This window comes from Achromobacter sp. GD03932, from assembly GCF_029839485.1.
GTDB classification, from domain to species: Bacteria; Pseudomonadota; Gammaproteobacteria; order Burkholderiales; family Burkholderiaceae_B; genus Achromobacter; species Achromobacter bronchisepticus_A.
The window spans coordinates 97,042-113,926 of record NZ_JAOCAT010000021.1; the positions used below are offsets into that span (position 1 = coordinate 97,042).

At 67.3% G+C, this 16,885-nt stretch carries 18 protein-coding genes; 13 read left to right on the top strand and 5 right to left on the bottom strand.

Annotated features, from left to right (window positions below; genetic code table 11):
- The first annotated feature begins 52 nt into the window (after positions 1 to 52).
- A complete protein-coding gene (locus tag N5C88_RS19935) occupies positions 53 to 637 on the top strand; it encodes an ANTAR domain-containing protein (RefSeq protein ID WP_059380225.1) in 585 nt (194 codons plus the stop codon).
- 103 nt (positions 638 to 740) lie between these two features.
- On the top strand, positions 741 to 2,156 hold the full coding sequence (cysG, locus tag N5C88_RS19940) for a siroheme synthase CysG (RefSeq protein WP_280016072.1): 1,416 nt from the start codon (positions 741 to 743) through the stop codon (positions 2,154 to 2,156).
- Between the two features lie 70 nt (positions 2,157 to 2,226).
- Here the strand turns inward: cysG and upp are convergent, their stop codons facing one another.
- The 3 genes from upp to N5C88_RS19955 all read right to left on the bottom strand — a co-directional run bounded on the left by upp (position 2,227) and on the right by N5C88_RS19955 (position 5,899).
- On the bottom strand, positions 2,227 to 2,865 hold the full coding sequence (gene upp, locus N5C88_RS19945) for a uracil phosphoribosyltransferase (RefSeq protein WP_054451547.1): 639 nt from the start codon (positions 2,863 to 2,865) through the stop codon (positions 2,227 to 2,229).
- A 186-nt stretch (positions 2,866 to 3,051) separates the two neighbouring features.
- Entirely contained in the window at positions 3,052 to 4,500 is a 1,449-nt protein-coding gene (gene dacB, locus N5C88_RS19950) for a D-alanyl-D-alanine carboxypeptidase/D-alanyl-D-alanine-endopeptidase (protein ID WP_251881087.1), read from the bottom strand.
- Between the two features lie 241 nt (positions 4,501 to 4,741).
- Positions 4,742 to 5,899: an ABC transporter substrate-binding protein gene (locus N5C88_RS19955; RefSeq protein WP_059380228.1), complete on the bottom strand. Its 1,158-nt coding sequence runs from the start codon at positions 5,897 to 5,899 to the stop codon at positions 4,742 to 4,744.
- 236 nt (positions 5,900 to 6,135) lie between these two features.
- Between N5C88_RS19955 and N5C88_RS19960 the strand changes: the two genes are divergently transcribed.
- From N5C88_RS19960 to secF, 6 genes are all read left to right on the top strand, one after another.
- Entirely contained in the window at positions 6,136 to 6,951 is an 816-nt protein-coding gene (locus N5C88_RS19960; RefSeq protein WP_280016073.1) for an IclR family transcriptional regulator, read from the top strand.
- Between the two features lie 134 nt (positions 6,952 to 7,085).
- Positions 7,086 to 8,144 (top strand): tRNA preQ1(34) S-adenosylmethionine ribosyltransferase-isomerase QueA, encoded by a 1,059-nt coding sequence (gene queA, locus N5C88_RS19965; protein WP_059380230.1) that lies wholly within the window; start codon positions 7,086 to 7,088, stop codon positions 8,142 to 8,144.
- Entirely contained in the window at positions 8,141 to 9,277 is a 1,137-nt protein-coding gene (tgt, locus tag N5C88_RS19970) for a tRNA guanosine(34) transglycosylase Tgt (RefSeq protein WP_251881083.1), read from the top strand. The genes queA and tgt overlap by 4 nt, the downstream gene beginning before the upstream one ends.
- 114 nt (positions 9,278 to 9,391) lie before the next feature.
- A complete protein-coding gene (gene yajC / locus N5C88_RS19975; RefSeq protein ID WP_054451553.1) occupies positions 9,392 to 9,736 on the top strand; it encodes a preprotein translocase subunit YajC in 345 nt (114 codons plus the stop codon).
- A 111-nt stretch (positions 9,737 to 9,847) separates the two neighbouring features.
- Positions 9,848 to 11,728, top strand: coding sequence for a protein translocase subunit SecD (gene secD, locus N5C88_RS19980; RefSeq protein ID WP_059380232.1), 1,881 nt, complete (start codon positions 9,848 to 9,850; stop codon positions 11,726 to 11,728).
- A 53-nt stretch (positions 11,729 to 11,781) separates the two neighbouring features.
- A complete protein-coding gene (secF, locus tag N5C88_RS19985; RefSeq protein WP_054451555.1) occupies positions 11,782 to 12,717 on the top strand; it encodes a protein translocase subunit SecF in 936 nt (311 codons plus the stop codon).
- 45 nt (positions 12,718 to 12,762) lie between these two features.
- Here the strand turns inward: secF and N5C88_RS19990 are convergent, their stop codons facing one another.
- Positions 12,763 to 13,098 carry a hypothetical protein gene (locus tag N5C88_RS19990; protein ID WP_124260389.1) on the bottom strand — a complete coding sequence of 112 codons (336 nt, stop codon included), beginning with the start codon at positions 13,096 to 13,098 and terminating at the stop codon, positions 12,763 to 12,765.
- A gap of 120 nt (positions 13,099 to 13,218) precedes the next feature.
- On the opposite strand from N5C88_RS19990, the gene N5C88_RS19995 reads away from it, so the two are divergent.
- From N5C88_RS19995 to N5C88_RS20015, 5 genes are all read left to right on the top strand, one after another.
- Positions 13,219 to 13,533, top strand: coding sequence for a metalloregulator ArsR/SmtB family transcription factor (locus N5C88_RS19995; RefSeq protein ID WP_059380234.1), 315 nt, complete (start codon positions 13,219 to 13,221; stop codon positions 13,531 to 13,533).
- Positions 13,530 to 13,889: an SRPBCC domain-containing protein gene (locus N5C88_RS20000; protein WP_118933862.1), complete on the top strand. Its 360-nt coding sequence runs from the start codon at positions 13,530 to 13,532 to the stop codon at positions 13,887 to 13,889. Before N5C88_RS19995 ends, N5C88_RS20000 begins: the two co-directional genes overlap by 4 nt.
- A gap of 44 nt (positions 13,890 to 13,933) precedes the next feature.
- Positions 13,934 to 14,539, top strand: a complete 606-nt coding sequence (locus N5C88_RS20005; protein WP_280016074.1) for an ATP-dependent Clp protease proteolytic subunit — start codon at positions 13,934 to 13,936, stop codon at positions 14,537 to 14,539.
- 70 nt (positions 14,540 to 14,609) lie between these two features.
- Positions 14,610 to 15,287, top strand: coding sequence for a VOC family protein (locus N5C88_RS20010; RefSeq protein WP_118933861.1), 678 nt, complete (start codon positions 14,610 to 14,612; stop codon positions 15,285 to 15,287).
- 50 nt (positions 15,288 to 15,337) lie between these two features.
- The gene (locus N5C88_RS20015) at positions 15,338 to 16,048 is read left to right on the top strand and encodes an alanyl-tRNA editing protein (RefSeq protein WP_280016075.1); all 711 of its coding nucleotides are present in this window, start codon (positions 15,338 to 15,340) and stop codon (positions 16,046 to 16,048) included.
- A gap of 44 nt (positions 16,049 to 16,092) precedes the next feature.
- Here the strand turns inward: N5C88_RS20015 and N5C88_RS20020 are convergent, their stop codons facing one another.
- Positions 16,093 to 16,854 (bottom strand): phosphatase PAP2 family protein, encoded by a 762-nt coding sequence (locus N5C88_RS20020; protein WP_280016076.1) that lies wholly within the window; start codon positions 16,852 to 16,854, stop codon positions 16,093 to 16,095.
- Between the last annotated feature and the right edge of the window lie 31 nt (positions 16,855 to 16,885).

Below are 16,885 nucleotides of genomic sequence, written 5' to 3' on the forward strand. Positions count from 1 at the left end.
AGAATGCGATGGCATGGAACTTGCATGACAGGAAGCATCAGAGGGGAATCTCATGCTCAAGGTCATGCTGCTCAACGATGGCGAAGGACGCGCGGCGTCGCTGCGGCAGACGCTGGCCGCAGCGGGCGTACATGTCGTGGCCGAAATGGCGCCGGACATGGATCTGGCCGCCGCCATCGCGCAGGCCGCGCCCGACGTGGTGCTGATAGACAGCGACGCCCCCGGCCGCGACACGCTGGAGAACGTGTGCGTCGCCAGCGAACACAGCGACCGCCCGGTCGTGATGTTCACCGACAACGGCAACCGCGAAACCATACGCAGTGCCTTGCGCGCCGGGGTCGCCGCCTACGTGGTGGGCGACGTGCCTGCCGGACGCATCGAGCCGCTGCTGACGGTGGCGATCGAGCGCTTCGCCATGGAGAAGTCGCGGCGCGAAGAACTGCGCGACGCGCAATTGCGCCTGGCCGACCGCCAATGGGTGGAAAAGGCCAAGGGCATCCTGATGAAGGCGCGGTCGATTTCCGAGGATGAGGCCCACGGCCTGTTGCGCCAGCGCGCCATGCAAAGCCAGAAGCGGCTGGGCGAGGTCGCCCGGGAGGTCGTGGAGATGAGCGCCTGGCTGGGCAAATCCACTTAATGAGCTTTGGTTATATGGAACAAAGAAATCAAAAGTTGTGGGGATGAAGCCCCCTTCCTATGATCCAACAACACTATGCCGGGTACGCCCGAGGCTGGCATTCATGAAGCTTTTCCCGATTTTTGCCGATCTGAAAGACAGGCTGGTCCTGGTGGTGGGCGGCGGCGCCGTCGCCGAACGCAAGACGCTGTCGCTGCTGGAAGCCTCCGCCGACGTGCTGGTGGGCGCGCCGGAACTGACGCCCGCCCTGGCCGCGCTGGCCGCCGAAGGCCGCATCCGCCATTTGTCCGGCCGCTTCGATCCCGCCTGGCTCGACGAAGTCTGGCTGGCGGTCGCGGCCACCGACGACCGCGAGACCAACGCCGCCGTCTCGGAGGCCGCCGCCGTCCGGCGCATCTTCAGCAACGTGGTGGACGATCCCGAACTGTCGTCCTTCCAGGTGCCGTCCATCGTCGACCGCTCGCCGGTCATCGTCGCGATTTCCTCGTCCGGCGTGGCGCCGGTGCTGGCGCGGCGCATCCGGGAACGCATCGAATCGCTGTTCGACCACACCCTGGGCCAGTTGGCCGGGCTGGCCGCCAGCTATCGCAAGCGCATCCGCGCCAGTCATCCCGACCTGGGCGCGCGCCGCCGCTTCTACGACTGGCTGCTGGACGGCCCAGTGGCCGGCTTCCTGCGCCAGCAGCAGCCGGCCCAGGCCGAAGCCGCGCTGGCGGCGGCATTGGCGGCGCCGCGGGCGCCCGACGCCGGCAGCGTGGTGCTGGTGGGCGCTGGCCCCGGCGACCCCGGCCTGCTGACGCTGAAGGCATTGCGCGCGCTGAACGAGGCCGACGTGATCCTGCATGACCGCCTGGTAAGCGCCGACGTCATGTCGCTGGCGCGCCGCGACGCCGAGCGCGTATCGGTCGGCAAGCTGCCCGGCGAGGACCACAACGCCACCCAGGCCCGCATCCACAGGCTGATGGTCGAGCACGCGCGCGCCGGCCGCCGCGTCGTGCGGCTCAAGGGCGGCGACGCCTTCATCTTCGGGCGCGGCGGTGAGGAACTGGAATACCTGCGCACGCACGGCGTGCGCTATGAAGTAGTGCCCGGCATCACCGCCGCGCTGGCCTGTGCCGCCTATGCCGGCGTTCCGCTGACGCACCGCGAACACGCCCAGTCCGTCCGCCTGGTCACCGCGCATTGCCGCGAAGACGAGGACAACCTGGACTGGCCCGCGCTGGCCCGTGAAAAACAGACCCTGGCCTTCTACATGGGTGTGGGGCAGCTGGATCTGCTGACCAGCCGCCTGCTGGCCCACGGCCGCTCGGCGGACACGCCGTTCGCGCTGATCGAGAACGGCAGCCGGCCCGAGCAACGGGTGTTGTCTGGCGCGCTGGAGCAATTGCCGGCGCTGGCCGCCGAGCACGCGATCCGTTCGCCGGCGCTCTTGATCGTGGGCGAGGTGGCGGGATTGGCTTCGCAATTGCAGTGGTTCGGCCAGCACCTGGACGGACGCATGGAGCGTCTGGCGGCCTGAGGGGCCGTGGGCCCGATGCAAAACGCCAGCCTGCGGGCTGGCGTTTTTTTTCGTGGCCGTACCCCGGCCGCTATTCCGTCTTCTGCGTCGTGCCGAAAATGCGGTCGCCGGCGTCGCCCAGGCCCGGCATGATGTAGCCGTGCTCGTTGAGGCCGTCGTCGATGGACGCGGTGTAGATGTGCACGTCGGGATGCTTGGCCAGAACCGTATCGATACCGACCGGCGCCGCTACCAGCACCAGGGCGCGGATTTCCTTGCAACCGGCGCGCTTGAGCAGATCAATGGCGGCGACCATGGAACCGCCGGTGGCCAGCATCGGGTCGACGATCAGGGCCAGGCGCTGGTCCAGTTCACCCACCAGGCGTTCCAGGTAGGTATGCGCTTCCAAAGTTTCTTCGTTGCGGGCCACGCCCACCACGCTGACCTTGGCGCCCGGAATCAGGCTGAGCACGCCGTCCAGCATGCCGATGCCGGCGCGCAGGATGGGCACCACGGTGACTTTCTTGCCGGCGATCTTTTCGACCTGCACCGAGCCGCACCAGCCCTCGACGGTGGCGGGCGCCAGCGGCAGGTCCTTGGACGCTTCGTACGTGAGCAGCGCGCCCACTTCCTGCGACAGCTCACGGAAGCTCTTGGTGCTGAGGTCGGCGCGACGCATGATCCCGAGCTTGTGGCGGATCAGCGGATGGCGGATTTCGTGCACGGGCATGTGCGTAACTCTCCAGAGTATTGATAGACAGGGTATTCGCCTCAGGCGGAACCATGACGGCGCGGCGCGCTTTGCATCGCCCCGCCGTCGAGCCACATTTGAGGATCGTAATCGGTTTGGAAGGGAATTGTTATTGACCGCCCGCAGCATGATCCGAAGATTCGCGCCGGCGAGGCGCAGGCATGGTCATTGTTCAGCGAGCCAGGCGATCAGGGCGTCGTCGAAGGCGCGCACGGCGCCGGCCTGTTCGTGGTTGACGATGCTGACCACCACGTAGCGCTTGCCGCTGGCGCCCAGCACGTAGCCTGCGATGGAACGCACGTCGCGCAGCGACCCGGTCTTCAGGTGGGCCATGCCCAGGGTGCCATCGCCCTTGAGGCGGCGGCGCACCGTGCCATCCACCCCCGCGATCGCAAAGGATGAAATGTACTCGGGCATGACCGGCGAGTTCCAGGCCACGGTCAGCATCGACGCCAGGCTGTCGGCCGACACCCGCGCGTCGCGCGACAAGCCGGCGCCGTTGTCGATGACCAGCTCGGGCATGTCCAGGCCCTGCTTGGCCAGCAGCCCCTTGGCCACGGCCTCGCTGCTGGCGACGGTGGCGGGCCGGCGGCCGCGCTCGGCGCCCAGGGTCAGCAGCAAGGTGCGCGCCATGACGTTGTTGCTGCGCTTGTTGATCTGGCGGATCGCCTCGGCCAGCGTGGGCGAATCGTGCGAGGCCAGCACCACCGCGTCAGGCGGCACCATGCCGGAACGGACCTGGCCCTTGAAAGTGCCGCCCAGCTCCTTCCAGAGCATGCGGAACACTTCGGTGGCGTAGTCGGGCTGCGACAGCGCCAGGCGGTACAGGCTGAATTCGCCGCAGGAGCCGGCCACCTTGCCGTTCACGCGGATCGTGACACCCTGTTGGGTGATCAAGGGTTCGGTCGTCACCACGGGAGGCCCGGGGCAGCGGGCATCGCTCCATTCGACGCGGCCCTCGATCTTCAGGCCCGGCAGCGGCGGATCGATCAGCGGCACCCATTTATTGGCGGCGGGGTCCGGCGTGAACAGCAGCCGCATTGCGCCAAAACCCACCATCAGGGCATCCGGGCTGGCGTTGTAGGCCCGGTCCGGGGCGCCGTCGAAAGCGCCTGGGTCGGTCGCGACCTGGCCGAAGATGCTGCGGTCGATGACCAGGTCGTTGATCTGCTTGACGCCGCGCAGGCGCAGTTCGCGCAGCAGCACCCACAGGTCCTGCAGCAGGAATTGCGGATCGCCGCCAGCCCGCAGGTATAGCGGGCCGCTCAGCACGCCCTTGGCATCGGGCCGCGCGCCGGGCGCCGTCATGAATTCGGTGCGCCAGACGTAGTTGGGGCCCAGCTCGGACAGCGCGGCCCAGGTCGTGACCAGCTTCATCACCGAGGCGGGATTGCGCGACTCCTTGGCATTCAGTGCCACCAGGCGCGGCCCGCCCACTTCCTGCACCACCAGGGACAGGGAGCTGTCGGGCAGCTTGCTGGCTTTCCAGGCGTTCACCACGTTGGGCGGCAGGCCGGGCACCTGCGCCCAGGCCGCGCCCGCCACCGCGGCCAGCAGCCCGCCGGCCAGCCATCGCTTCAGCCCGCCCCTACGCTTATATGCTTGTCCCGTCATGCCACGCCCACCCGGTTGCTCGTCCTGCAAAACCGAGAGCATACAAAACCTTGACGGGTTGCGGCGCGGAGGCCGTTTCCCCGCCGGGCCGCCCCAAGGGGAAACAGCCCCCTTCGGGGGCAGCAAGCACGCATAGCGTGCGCGGCGTGGGGGGGACCTTCCTCCCGCCGGGCCGCCCCAAGGGGAAACAGCCCCCTCGGGGGGCAGCAAGCACGCATAGCGTGCGCGGCGTGGGGGCCTTCTACTTTTGAAGGCGCCACTTGCCGGAAGCCACGGTCGCCATCACCAGCGCCCGCTCGTCCAGCCCGTTGTGGTCGGTGGGACTCATGTTGACCACGCCTGTCGCGGTGGGCAGGTTCTTGACGTTCTCCAGCGCGTCGCGCAGCGCCGCCCGGAATTCGGGCGTGCCGGGCTTGGCCGTCTTCAGCGCCACCGGGATGGCCTGCTGCAGCAGGAGGCCGACGTCCCAGGTGTAGGCGGCGAACAGGGACACGCTGCCCGCGCCGTTGGCCGCCTCATACTTCTTGGCGAAGGCCTGGGCGGTGGACTTGACGGGGTTGGTGTCCGGCAGCAGGTCGGCGACCATTACCGGCCCCACCGGCACCCAGGCGCCCTCGCAGGCGTCGCCACAGACCCGCAGGAAGTCGTTGTTGGCCACGCCGTGGTTGAAGTAGATCTTGCCCTTGTAGCCGCGTTCGCGCAGCGCCCGCGCCGGCATCGCGGCGGGCGTGCCGGAGGCCCCGACCACCACGGCGTCCGGCGCCGCGCCGATCACCTTCAGGGTCTGGGCCACGGCGGACGTGTCGGTGGGCGCGAAGGCTTCCTTGCCCACCACCTCGATGCCGTGCTTCTTGGCCGCCTTCTCGATTTCCACCCAGAAGGTCTCGCCCAGCGCGTTGTTGAAGCCGATGAAGGCCAGCTTCTTCACGCCATTGGCCGCCGCGTGGCGCGCGATGCCCTCGGCCATCAGCGAATCGGAGTGCGGCGTCTTGAACACCCAGCGGCGCTTGTCGTCGACCGGCTCGATCAGCCGCGCCGAAGAAGCCAGCGTGATCACCGGGGTGGCGCCGCTGGCCACCGTGTCCAGCATGGCCATGGTGTTGGGCGTGGTGGTGGACCCGACGATCAGGTCCACCTTGTTCTCCGAGATCAGCTTGTGGGAATTGCTGACGGCGCGGGTGGTGTCGGAAGCGTCGTCCAGCACCACGTACTCGACCTTGACGCCCCCGATCTCGGTGGGCAGCAGGCTGATCGTGTTGCGTTCGGGGATGCCCAGCGAGGCCTGGGGACCGGTGGTGGACAGCGTGGCGCCGATTTTCACCTGGGCCAGCGCGGGCGTGGCGCCCGCTGCCAGCAGGGCGGCCAGCGCGGCGGCCATGAGGGTACGACGAGGGGTCATGCGGAGTCTCCTTGGATACGCGGATGTCTTATGCTTTGCGCCGATCCGCTACGGCGTGGAACTCTGTTTATACGGCGGGGAACCCGGCGGGCGGGCACCTCGGGGGGCCCGCTGCGGGTTTGTCCGCACGGCCTCGCAGCGCGGCGCGGCTGCGTTCTTGCTGGTCTCCACGTTGCCAGTGACTGGCAAGCGCTGTATTTTTTAGTGATACACGTATTCTAATAAGAGACAAACTCATGTCAACAGATAGCAGCACGGGGATCCAATCAGCCGAAATCGCCCTGGACGTGCTGACCCGGCTGGCCGAACTGGGCGGCGCCCTGTCCGTGTCCGAGCTGGGCCGCAGCCTGGACATGCCGCGCGCCAAGGTGCACCGCTACCTAGTGTCTCTGGAGCGGCGCGGCTATGTGGAACAGGACGCGGCCAGCGCCCGCTACCGGCTGGGCCCGCAGGCGCTGCACACCGGACTGGCGGCGCTGGCCGAAGTGGATTTCGTGAAACTGGCGGCCGGCAGCCTGGACGGCCTGAGCGCCGCCATCGGCCAGACCGTGTTCATCGCGGTATGGGGCCAGCACGGCCCCACCATCGTGCAATGGCGCGACGCGCGACTGCCGGTGACGGTCAACGTGCGGGTGGGCTCGGTGCTGCCGCTGCTCAACAGCGCCACCGGCCGGGTCTTCGCCGCCTGGCTGCCCGAGGCCCTGGCCCTGCCGCGGGCACTGTCCGAATGGGAGGCGCTGCAGGCGCATAATCCCGAGGCCGCCCGCATGCTGGATGCGGCGGAACCGCCCGCCGATCTGGCCGCCGCGCTGCGCCGCCAGTGGCAGGCGACCCGCAAGCGCGGTTACGCCAGCGTCAGCGGCCACTTGCTGCACGGCATCAATTCGGCCTCGGTGCCGGTGCTGGATGCCCAGGGCCATCTGGCCGGCGCCATCACCAGCCTGGGACTGCATGGGGGATTCGACCTGTCGGCCGACGGCGAACCGGTGCGGGCGCTGACGGCGGCGGCGGCGGATTGCTCGCGCCGGCTGGGCTGGAGCCCGGCGCGCTGAACGCAGCCGGAGCGGCCATCCGTCCCCGGGCCGGGCAGCCCGATCCTGCGGCCGCTTTACAATACACGGTTGCCCCGGGCCCGCCTGGCCCGTTTTCGCCCTCTTTTTGCCGCCCTTGCCGGACGGATAGCCGCGTGACCCAGTCCCTCACCGTTGCCGATTTCAATTACGAACTGCCGCCCGAGCTCATCGCCCAGGCGCCCGCCGCCGAACGCACCGGCAGCCGCCTGCTGCACCTGGACGGCGCCGGCCAGCTGCACGACCGGCAGTTCGCCGACCTGGCCTCGCTGCTGCGTCCGCAAGACCTGCTGATCTTCAACGACACCCGCGTCATCAAGGCGCGCCTGAACGGCCACAAGATCACCGGCGGCAAGATCGAAGTGCTGGTCGAACGCATCACCGAACCCGACCGCGTCCTGGCCCACGTGCGCGCCAGCAAGTCGCCCGGTCCGGGCATGGTGCTGCGCCTGGCCGACGCCTTCGACGCCACCGTGCTGGGCCGCGAAGGCGAACTCTTCGACATCCGCTTTCCCGGCCCCGTGCTGGATCTGCTGGACGCGCACGGCGCGACGCCGCTGCCGCCCTACATCACGCACGAGGCCGACAGCGGCGACGACGAACGCTATCAGACCGTCTACGCGCGCGAACCCGGCGCGGTGGCCGCGCCCACCGCCGGCCTGCACTTCGACCAGCCCACGCTGGATCGCCTGGCGGCGATGGGCGTGGAACGCGCCTTCGTCACGCTGCACGTGGGCGCGGGTACCTTCCAGCCGGTGCGCGTGGACAATCTGGCCGATCACATCATGCACGCCGAATGGTTCACCGTGCCGCAAGCCACGGTCGACGCGATCGCCGCCGCCCGCAGCCGCGGCGGCCGGGTCATCGCCGTCGGCACCACCAGCGTGCGCGCCCTGGAATCCGCCGCCGCCCAGACCGAAGGGCGCACCGCCCCCGGCCTGCCGCTGGCCGCCGCCCAGGGCGACACCCGCCTCTTCATCACCCCCGGTTACCGGTACCGCGTCGTCGACGCCCTGGTCACCAACTTCCACCTGCCCCAGTCGACCCTGCTGATGCTGGTGTCGGCGCTGGCCGGCGTAGAACCGATACGCCGCGCCTACGCCCACGCCGTCGCCGAGCGCTACCGCTTCTTCAGCTATGGCGACGCCATGTTTATCGAGTCCCCCGCCCCATGACCGGACTGAATTTCGAACTGCTCGCCACCGACGGCGGCGCCCGCCGCGGCCGCATCACGCTGAACCACGGCGTGGTCGAGACGCCCATCTTCATGCCTGTCGGCACCTATGGCAGCGTCAAGGCCATGATGCCGCACGAACTGAAGGAAATCGGTTCGCAGATCGTGCTGGGCAACACCTTCCACCTGTGGCTGCGCCCAGGCACGGAAATCATGGAAAAGCACGGCGGCCTGCATGGCTTCATGCAGTGGGACAAGCCCATCCTGACCGACTCCGGCGGCTTCCAGGTGTTCAGCCTGCAAGGTATGCGCAAGATCACCGAGGAAGGCGTCAAGTTCGCTTCCCCGATCGACGGCGCGCGGCTGTTCCTGACGCCGGAAGAATCCATGCGCATCCAGCGCTCGCTGAATTCCGACATCGTCATGGTGTTCGACGAGTGCACGCCCTATGAAATCGACGGCCGCCCCGCCACCGTCGAAGAAGCGGCCCGCTCCATGCGCATGTCGCTGCGTTGGGCCCGCCGCTCGCGCGAGGAATTCGACCGCCTGCAGAACCCCAACGCCCTGTTCGGCATCGTCCAGGGCGGCATGTACGAAGCCCTGCGCGACGAGTCCCTGGCCGGGCTGCAGGACATCGGCTTCCACGGCTACGCCATCGGCGGCCTGTCGGTCGGCGAGCCCAAGGAAGACATGATGCGCATCCTGGCGCACGTCACGCCCAAGCTGCCGGCCCAGGCGCCGCGCTACCTGATGGGCGTGGGCACGCCGGAAGACCTGGTCGAAGGCGTGAGCCGCGGCGTGGACATGTTCGACTGCGTCATGCCGACCCGCAACGCCCGCAATGGCTGGCTGTTCACGCGCTTTGGCGACGTCAAGATCCGCAACGCCAAGTACCGCGACGACACCCGCCCGCTGGACCCCAGCTGCAGCTGCCATACCTGCGCGAATTTCTCGCGAGCCTACCTGCACCACCTGCAGCGCGCCAATGAAATCACCGGCGCGCGCCTGAACACCCTGCACAACCTGCATTTCTATCTGACCATCATGAAGGAAATGCGCGAAGCCATCGCCGAAGGCCGCTTCGACGCCTGGCGCGCGCAGTTCGCGGCAGACCGGGCGCGGGGGGTGGATTAGAATTTCAGGACCTATATACAATAGTCGGCTTGCCCTATCCATGGCTCGCGCGGGGATGGGCGCATAAAAACACTAGATACAAACACCCAAACAGACTAAACGCAGGAGAATTCAATGTCCGTTATCGATACCGCCAGCCTCGTCGTGGCTCAGGCCGCCGCCCCCGAGGGTAACGCGCTGATGGGCATGCTGCCCATCATCCTGATGTTCGTGATCCTCTACTTCCTGATGATCCGTCCCCAGATGAAGCGCCAGAAGGAACACCGCAACCTGATCGCCGCCCTGGCCAAGGGCGACGAAGTGGTCACCGCCGGCGGCATGCTCGGCAAGGTCACCAAGGTCAACGACAGCTACGTCACCGTCGAAGTCTCCGAACTGGCCGACAAGCCCGTCGAAGTGATCATGCAGAAGTCCTCGGTCTCGACCGTGCTGCCCAAGGGAACCATCAAGGCCCTGTAAGCGTCCCACAGGAGCCCCCATCGGGCTCCTGTTGCTTGATGGCCCTGTCGCCGCCCGCCGCGCTTGTCGCCCGGGCGGCCCTTTCATCACTTTTACATGAAGTAGCCGGCAATGAACCGCTATCCCCTTTGGAAGTACATTACGGTCCTGGTCGCGGTCATCATCGGCCTGCTGTACACGCTTCCCAACTTCTACGGCGAATCCCCGGCCGTCCAGGTTTCCAGCGCCAAGGCCACGATCAAGGTCGATCCCGCCATGCTGAGCCGGGTCGAACAGATCCTGACCGACGCCAAGATCCCCAATGAAGGGGTCTATTACGAACAGAACGGCACGCTCGGCACCGTGCGCGCCCGCTTCACGTCGACCGACCTGCAGTTGCAGGCGCGCGACCTGATCGACAAATCCCTCAACACCGTCGCCGGCGACCCCCACTACACGGTCGCGCTGAACCTGCTGCCCGCCTCGCCCGCCTGGATGCGCGCCCTGGGCTGGTTCGCGCCCAAGCCGATGTACCTGGGCCTGGACCTGCGCGGCGGCGTGCACTTCCTGCTGCAAGTGGACATGCAGGGCGCCCTGACCGCCCGCTACGACTCCCTGGCCGCCGACGTGCGCTCCGTGCTGCGCGACCAGAAGGTCAACGTGGCCGGCGTCGAACGCTCGGGCCTGGCCATTGCCGCCACCTTCGCCGACACCGACGACCGCGACCGCGCCATCTCCACCCTGCGCAGCCGCCTGCCCGACCTGGAGTTCACCGAGCGCACGGAAAACGGCAAGCCGTTGCTGATGGCCGCGCTGAACCCGGCCGCCGTCACCCGCGTGCAGGACTCCGCGCTCAAGCAGAACATCAACACGCTGCACAACCGGATCAACGAACTGGGCGTGGCCGAACCGGTCATCCAGCAGCAAGGCGCCGACCGCATCGTGGTGCAGCTGCCCGGCGTGCAGGACGTGGCCAAGGCCAAGGAACTGCTGGGCCGCACCGCCACGCTGGAAATCCGCATGGTCGACGACTCCCCCGCCGCGCAGGCCGCGCTGCTGGGCGGCAGCGTGCCTTTCGGCCTTGAACGCTACAACGACCGCGACGGCCGTCCCATCCTGGTCCGCCGCCAGGTCATCCTGACCGGCGAAAACCTGCAGGACGCCCAGCCCGGCCGCGACTCGCAGACCCAGCAGGCCGCGGTCCACCTGACGCTGGACTCCAAGGGCGCCCGCATCTTCCGCGACGTCACCCGCGACAATATCGGCAAGCGCATGGCCATCCTGCTGTTCGAAAACGGCAAGGGCGAAGTGGTCACCGCTCCGGTCATCCGCGGCGAAATCGCCGGCGGCCAGGTGCAGATCTCGGGCAGCATGAGCTCCGAAGAGGCCGCCGACACCGCGCTGCTGCTGCGCGCCGGCGCCCTGGCTGCGCCCATGTCCATCATCGAGGAACGCACCATCGGCCCGAGCCTGGGCGCGGACAACATCGCCAAGGGCTTCTACTCGACGCTGTATGGCTTCCTGGCCATCGCCGCCTTCATCATCCTGTACTACCACCTGTTCGGCGTGTTCTCCACGATCGGCCTGACCATGAACGTGCTGCTGCTGCTGGCGCTGCTGTCCATGCTGCAGGCCACACTGACCCTGCCGGGCATCGCGGCAATCGCGCTGACGCTGGGCATGGCCATCGACTCGAACGTGCTGATCAACGAACGGATACGGGAAGAGTTGCGCGCCGGCGCCAGTCCGCAACAGGCCATCCATCATGGCTTCGAGCGCGCCTGGGGCACCATTCTCGACTCGAACCTCACCACGCTGATCGTGGGCCTGGCGCTGCTGGCCTTCGGTTCGGGCCCGATCCGGGGCTTCGCGGTGGTGCACGTGCTGGGCATCCTGACCTCGATGTTCTCGTCGGTGGTGGGCGTGCGCGCGCTGGCCAACCTCTGGTACGGCCGCAAGAAGAAGCTCACGTCGATCTCCATCGGTGAAGTCTGGAAACCGAAGACCAACTGAACATGAGCGCGGGCGGCCCGGCCGCCCGCCACAGATAAAGCCTAAGGCGAAAAATGGAATTTTTCCGTATTCACCGCACCATCCCGTTCATGCGCCACGCGCTGGTGCTGAACATCATCAGTCTCGTCACGTTCCTGGCGGCTGTTTTCTTCATCGTCACGCGCGGCTTCCACCTGTCGATCGAATTCACCGGCGGCACGGTCATGGAAGTCAACTACGCTCAGACGGCGCAGCTTGAAAACGTGCGCGGCGTGGTCTCCAAGCTGGGCTACACCGACTTCCAGGTGCAGAACTTCGGCACCTCGCACGACGTCATGATCCGCCTGCCGCTGCAGGAAGGCCAGACCTCGGCCACCCAGAGCGAAACCGTCATGGCCGCGCTGAAGACCGCCGATTCCGGCGTCGAGCTGCGCCGTGTCGAGTTCGTGGGCCCGCAAGTGGGCCAGGAGCTGCTGCACAACGGCCTGATGGCCCTGCTGGTCGTGGTCATCGGCATCATGGTCTACCTGGGCTTCCGCTTCGAATGGAAGTTCGCCGTCGCCGGCGTGATCGCCAACCTCCACGACGTGGTGATCATCCTGGGCTTCTTCGCCTTCTTCCAGTGGGAATTCTCGCTGTCGGTGCTGGCGGGCGTGCTGGCGGTGCTGGGCTACTCCGTGAACGAATCCGTGGTCATCATGGACCGGATCCGCGAAAACTTCCGCAAGTACCGCAAGGCGGACGTGCACGAAGTCATCAACAGCGCCATCACGCAGACCATCTCGCGGACCATCATCACCCACGGTTCCACGCAGATGATGGTGCTGGCCATGCTGTTCTTCGGCGGCCCCACCCTGCACTACTTCGCCATGGCCCTGACCATCGGCATCTGGTTCGGCATCTACTCGTCGGTGTTCGTGGCCGCGGCCCTGGCCATGTGGCTGGGCGTCAAGCGCGAAGACCTGGTCAAGCCGGTCAAGAAGGAAGGCGAGGAAGGCGAAGCCGCCTGATCCGTTTCCGCTTGAAGAGAAACCCGCCGCATTGCGGCGGGTTTTTTATTGCGCGGCGCTTGCCGCCTTGCGCCTGGCCAGGAACCGCAGGGCCAGACCGCCGGGAACCACGGCGAACTGGAGCAAGCCGGCGTAGAGCCAGGCCCAGGTCCAGCGGAAACGCCACGGAATGAATTCAGGCACCCCGTTGTCGTCGAAATACGGGTCATGAATGACCAGCGCCAGGCCGCCCAGATACGAAAGCACAAGACATCCCGCCACGAACAGCCACCGCCGCGTGGCCGGGGCCGTCCAACCATGACGGCGGCCGTGCACGGCGCTGGCCGCCAGGCTGATCAGCAGGCTGGCCGCGAACAAGACGGGGAATAAAAGAAAAGCCACGGCATCGCTCCCGGCTGCAGGTCCGGCGCCATTGTGCCAGCCGCGATCGCAAACGGCTCGCGGACGCGCACAGGATGCCCTCCGCTTGACCAATACATAAGTATTGACTAATGTATTGTCATGCTCGAAAACGACATCTTCAAGGCGCTGGCCGATCCGACCCGCCGCGCCATCTTCGAAAAGCTCGCCGCCGGCGGCATGAACGCCAGCGCCCTGCGCGTGGGCATGGAGATCAGCCAGCCAGCCATGTCGCAGCACCTTTCCGTGCTGCGCAAGGCGCGCCTGGTGCGCGAGGAAAAACAAGGCCGTTTCGTGAACTATGAAGTCGACCCCGACGGACTCGCGCTCATTGCCGGATGGCTGGCGAAGTACCGCGCCTACTGGCCGGCCCGCATCGAAGCCCTGAACGCCCTGCTCAAGGACATGGACCAATGAAGCCGACCGCGCCGCAAGACCCGCCCCAGGACATCGTGCTCGAATACGAACTCGACGCGCCGCCCGAAAAAGTCTGGCGCGCCATCAGCATCCCCGAATTCCGCGAACAATGGCTGCCTGGACGGGCGCTGGCCAGCGCCGAACCCGCGGACGCGACGCCAGCCGAAGAAATCCGATACCGCATGCGCGACGAGGAACCGCCTTTCCTCGAAAGCCTGGTGACCTTCCAGATCCGGCCCGTCGCCGACGGCCGCACGCTCCTGCGCATCATCCACGCGCTGGACGACGCGCGGCTGGAACGCCGCGGGCGCCTCGCCGCCAACGACGCCAGCCCCTTCCTCATGCGCGCCGCCTGAACCCGGCCCAAGCGCAAGGCAATCGCAACCCAGGAGATTCGTCCATGCAGGACGTGATGCAATACGTACCCATGGTGGTCGAGCAATCCGGCCGTGGCGAGCGGTCCTTCGACATCTATTCGCGGCTGCTGCGCGACCGCATCATCTTCCTGAACGGCGAAGTCAACGACTCGGTGTCGGCGCTGGTCTGCGCCCAGCTGCTGTTCCTGGAATCCGAGAACCCGACCAAGCCCATCCATCTCTACATCAACTCTCCTGGCGGGGTCATCACCAGCGGCCTGGCCATGTACGACACCATGCAGTTCATCACCGCGCCGGTGCACACGCTGTGCATGGGTACGGCGCGCTCCATGGGCTCGTTCCTGCTGATGGCGGGTGAACCCGGCGAACGATGCGCGCTGGCCAATGCCAGCGTGCACGTGCATCAGCCTTTGGGCGGCTTCCAGGGCCAGGCCTCGGACGTGCTCATCCACGCCGAGGAAATTCGCAGGACCAAGGACCGCGTCACGCGCGTCTACGCCCAGCACTGCGGACGCAGCTACGAAGACGTCGAGCGCACACTGGACCGCGACTGCTACATGAGCGCGGAAGAAGCGCTGGAATGGGGCTTGATAGACCGGGTGCTGAAGCGCCGGGATCTGGGCGTCTGACACTGTACCGCCGCCCCCCGTCGCGCTGTACGGGTACGGATCCGCGCGGATTCGCTACCATAGCCGCACCATGAAACTCGTCATCGATCACCTCGTCATCGCCGCCGCGGACCTGGACAGCGGCGCCGAATACGTCGCCGGACTGCTCGGCATCGCCCCCTCGGGCGGCGGCGCGCATCCGCGCATGGGCACCCACAACCGGGTGCTGGGCATGGCCGGCGGCATCTACCTTGAAGTCATTGCCATCGATCCGCAGGCCCCGGCGCCTGCGCGGCCGCGCTGGTTCGGGCTCGATCAGGACGCCGTCCGCGCCCGCATCGCCCAGGGCCCCTACCTGGCGCATTGGGCGGCACGGGTCGAAGCGCCGCAGGATCTGACCCGCATGCAGGCCGAGCATCCCGCGCGCATTCCTCCCGCCATCCCCATGGAGCGCGGCCATTTGCGCTGGCGGCTGACGGTGCCGGACGATGGCAGCCTGCCCGCCTGGCGCGAAGCCGGCCACGCGGCTGGCGACGGCCTGCTGCCCACGCTGATCCAGTGGGACGTGGCCGACTACCCCGGCGTCAGCCTGCCGCGCCAGGACCTCGTCCTCAAGCAACTTTCCGGCAGCCATCCGCAGGCCGGACTGCTGCGCCAGGGGCTGGCCTGGCTGGGCGCGGACCACCTGATCCAGCTGGAACAGACTGACGGCCCGCCGCGCCTGAGCGCGCAGATCGAAACAGCCGACGGCCTGAAGATCCTGGCCTGACGGTCCGCCCCGCCTTGCAAAAAAACCCAGAACATCCGGAGACCCTTTACATGCATTCCACCCGCAAGCGTTTCGACGAAGACCCTTATCTGGACCGGTGCGAGGCCACCGTGATCGCGGTCAGCCCCGAGGGCGTCGAACTGGACGAGACCGTCTGCTACGCGCGCAGCGGCGGCCAGGCGGGCGACAGCGGCACGCTGACATTGGCCGACGGCCGCGCACTGACGCTCACGGACACCGTCTACGCCGAAGACCGCAAGCGCATCCTGCACGTGCTGGAAGGCGACATCGCGCCGCAAGTGGGCGAGCGCGTTTCGGTGGCCATCGACTGGCCGCGGCGCCACCGCCTCATGCGCCTGCATACCTGCCTGCACCTGCTGGGCTCGCTGGTGCCCGCGCCGGTGACCGGCTGCAATATTTCGCCCGATTCCGCCCGCATCGACTTCGACCTGCCCGAATCCACGCTGGACAAGGCCGACCTGACCGAACGCCTGAACGCCCTGATCGACGCCCGTACCGGCGTCAGCATCAACTGCATCACGCCCGAGGAACTGGCCGCGCAACCCGATCTGGTGCGCACCATCGGCGCCGCGCCCCCGGCAGGCACGGCCAGCATACGCATCGTCGAGATCCCCGGCGTGGACCGCCAGCCCTGTGGCGGCACGCACGTGGCCAACACGGGCGAAATCGGCGCCGTAGCAGTCACCAAGATCGAAAAGAAAAGCCGCACGAACCGGCGCGTGGTGGTGAACTTCGCGTAAGCCGCCGCCTGAAGCCGGCTCATGGCCGGCCGCCTGGACCAGGCTTACTTCTTCCACCAGCGCCAGGGCGCACGCAGAGGCCATTGGTAGCTGGCGCCCAGCACCCGGGGCGCCAATACGTGCCCGACCAGCACCGCGATACCCGCGGCCGTCATCACGTCCGACAGATAGTGGTCCAGGTTGACCAGCCGGCTCATCGCCACCAGCGCCGCCAGCAGCAGGAAGACCCAGCGCCAGCGCGGCGCCAGGATGCCCAGCACCACCGCCACGGCAAATGCCGCATAGGTGTGGCTGGAAGGGAAGGAGTTGTACAGCTGGGCGCGGGAGAAAGACTCGCCCAGCCCGTAGATGCCCTTCTCGAAGAAGAGCTCGGGGCGCGCCCGCGCCACCGAACGCTTGAGCACCAGCACCACCAGCCCGCCGACCGCCATGGTCGACAGCATCAGCAGGCTGCCGCGCGCCATGCTGGCGTAGCTCATGCGCACCGGGTTGCGCCAGCCGCGCGTCAGGCCGACCAGGCCGATCACGTAGAAGGCCAGCGCCACGCCGATATAGGGGCCGCTTTCGCCGAGTTCGCCGATCCATTCGAAGGATTCGTTCACGCCTTCGGACACCGACTGCTTGATCCACACCGCCAACGGCAGGTCCACCCATAACGCGCAGGCGCTGGCGGCCAGCGCCTGCGCGCAGCCCAGCAGCACCCAGGTCAGAGCGGAAAACGGGTTGCGGAACTGGTCGGGCGCGGAACCGGCCGCGGCGTCGGATACGGGAGCGGCCGCCGAAGGCGTCAGGGGGTTGCTGTTCATCGGTACCGCTGTCGGGAAATGAGAAATATTC

Coding starts and splice junctions, on each gene's coding strand:
- N5C88_RS20020 (WP_280016076.1), bottom strand. CDS start 16,854: ATGAACAGCAACCCCCTGACGCCTTCGGCGGCCGCTCCCGTATCCGAC.
- N5C88_RS19995 (WP_059380234.1), top strand. CDS start 13,219: ATGCTCGAAAACGACATCTTCAAGGCGCTGGCCGATCCGACCCGCCGC.
- secF (WP_054451555.1), top strand. CDS start 11,782: ATGGAATTTTTCCGTATTCACCGCACCATCCCGTTCATGCGCCACGCG.
- N5C88_RS20005 (WP_280016074.1), top strand. CDS start 13,934: ATGCAGGACGTGATGCAATACGTACCCATGGTGGTCGAGCAATCCGGC.
- tgt (WP_251881083.1), top strand. CDS start 8,141: ATGACCGGACTGAATTTCGAACTGCTCGCCACCGACGGCGGCGCCCGC.
- N5C88_RS20015 (WP_280016075.1), top strand. CDS start 15,338: ATGCATTCCACCCGCAAGCGTTTCGACGAAGACCCTTATCTGGACCGG.
- dacB (WP_251881087.1), bottom strand. CDS start 4,500: ATGACGGGACAAGCATATAAGCGTAGGGGCGGGCTGAAGCGATGGCTG.
- secD (WP_059380232.1), top strand. CDS start 9,848: ATGAACCGCTATCCCCTTTGGAAGTACATTACGGTCCTGGTCGCGGTC.
- upp (WP_054451547.1), bottom strand. CDS start 2,865: ATGCCCGTGCACGAAATCCGCCATCCGCTGATCCGCCACAAGCTCGGG.
- N5C88_RS19935 (WP_059380225.1), top strand. CDS start 53: ATGCTCAAGGTCATGCTGCTCAACGATGGCGAAGGACGCGCGGCGTCG.
- N5C88_RS19955 (WP_059380228.1), bottom strand. CDS start 5,899: ATGACCCCTCGTCGTACCCTCATGGCCGCCGCGCTGGCCGCCCTGCTG.
- yajC (WP_054451553.1), top strand. CDS start 9,392: ATGTCCGTTATCGATACCGCCAGCCTCGTCGTGGCTCAGGCCGCCGCC.
- N5C88_RS19960 (WP_280016073.1), top strand. CDS start 6,136: ATGTCAACAGATAGCAGCACGGGGATCCAATCAGCCGAAATCGCCCTG.
- cysG (WP_280016072.1), top strand. CDS start 741: ATGAAGCTTTTCCCGATTTTTGCCGATCTGAAAGACAGGCTGGTCCTG.
- N5C88_RS20010 (WP_118933861.1), top strand. CDS start 14,610: ATGAAACTCGTCATCGATCACCTCGTCATCGCCGCCGCGGACCTGGAC.
- N5C88_RS20000 (WP_118933862.1), top strand. CDS start 13,530: ATGAAGCCGACCGCGCCGCAAGACCCGCCCCAGGACATCGTGCTCGAA.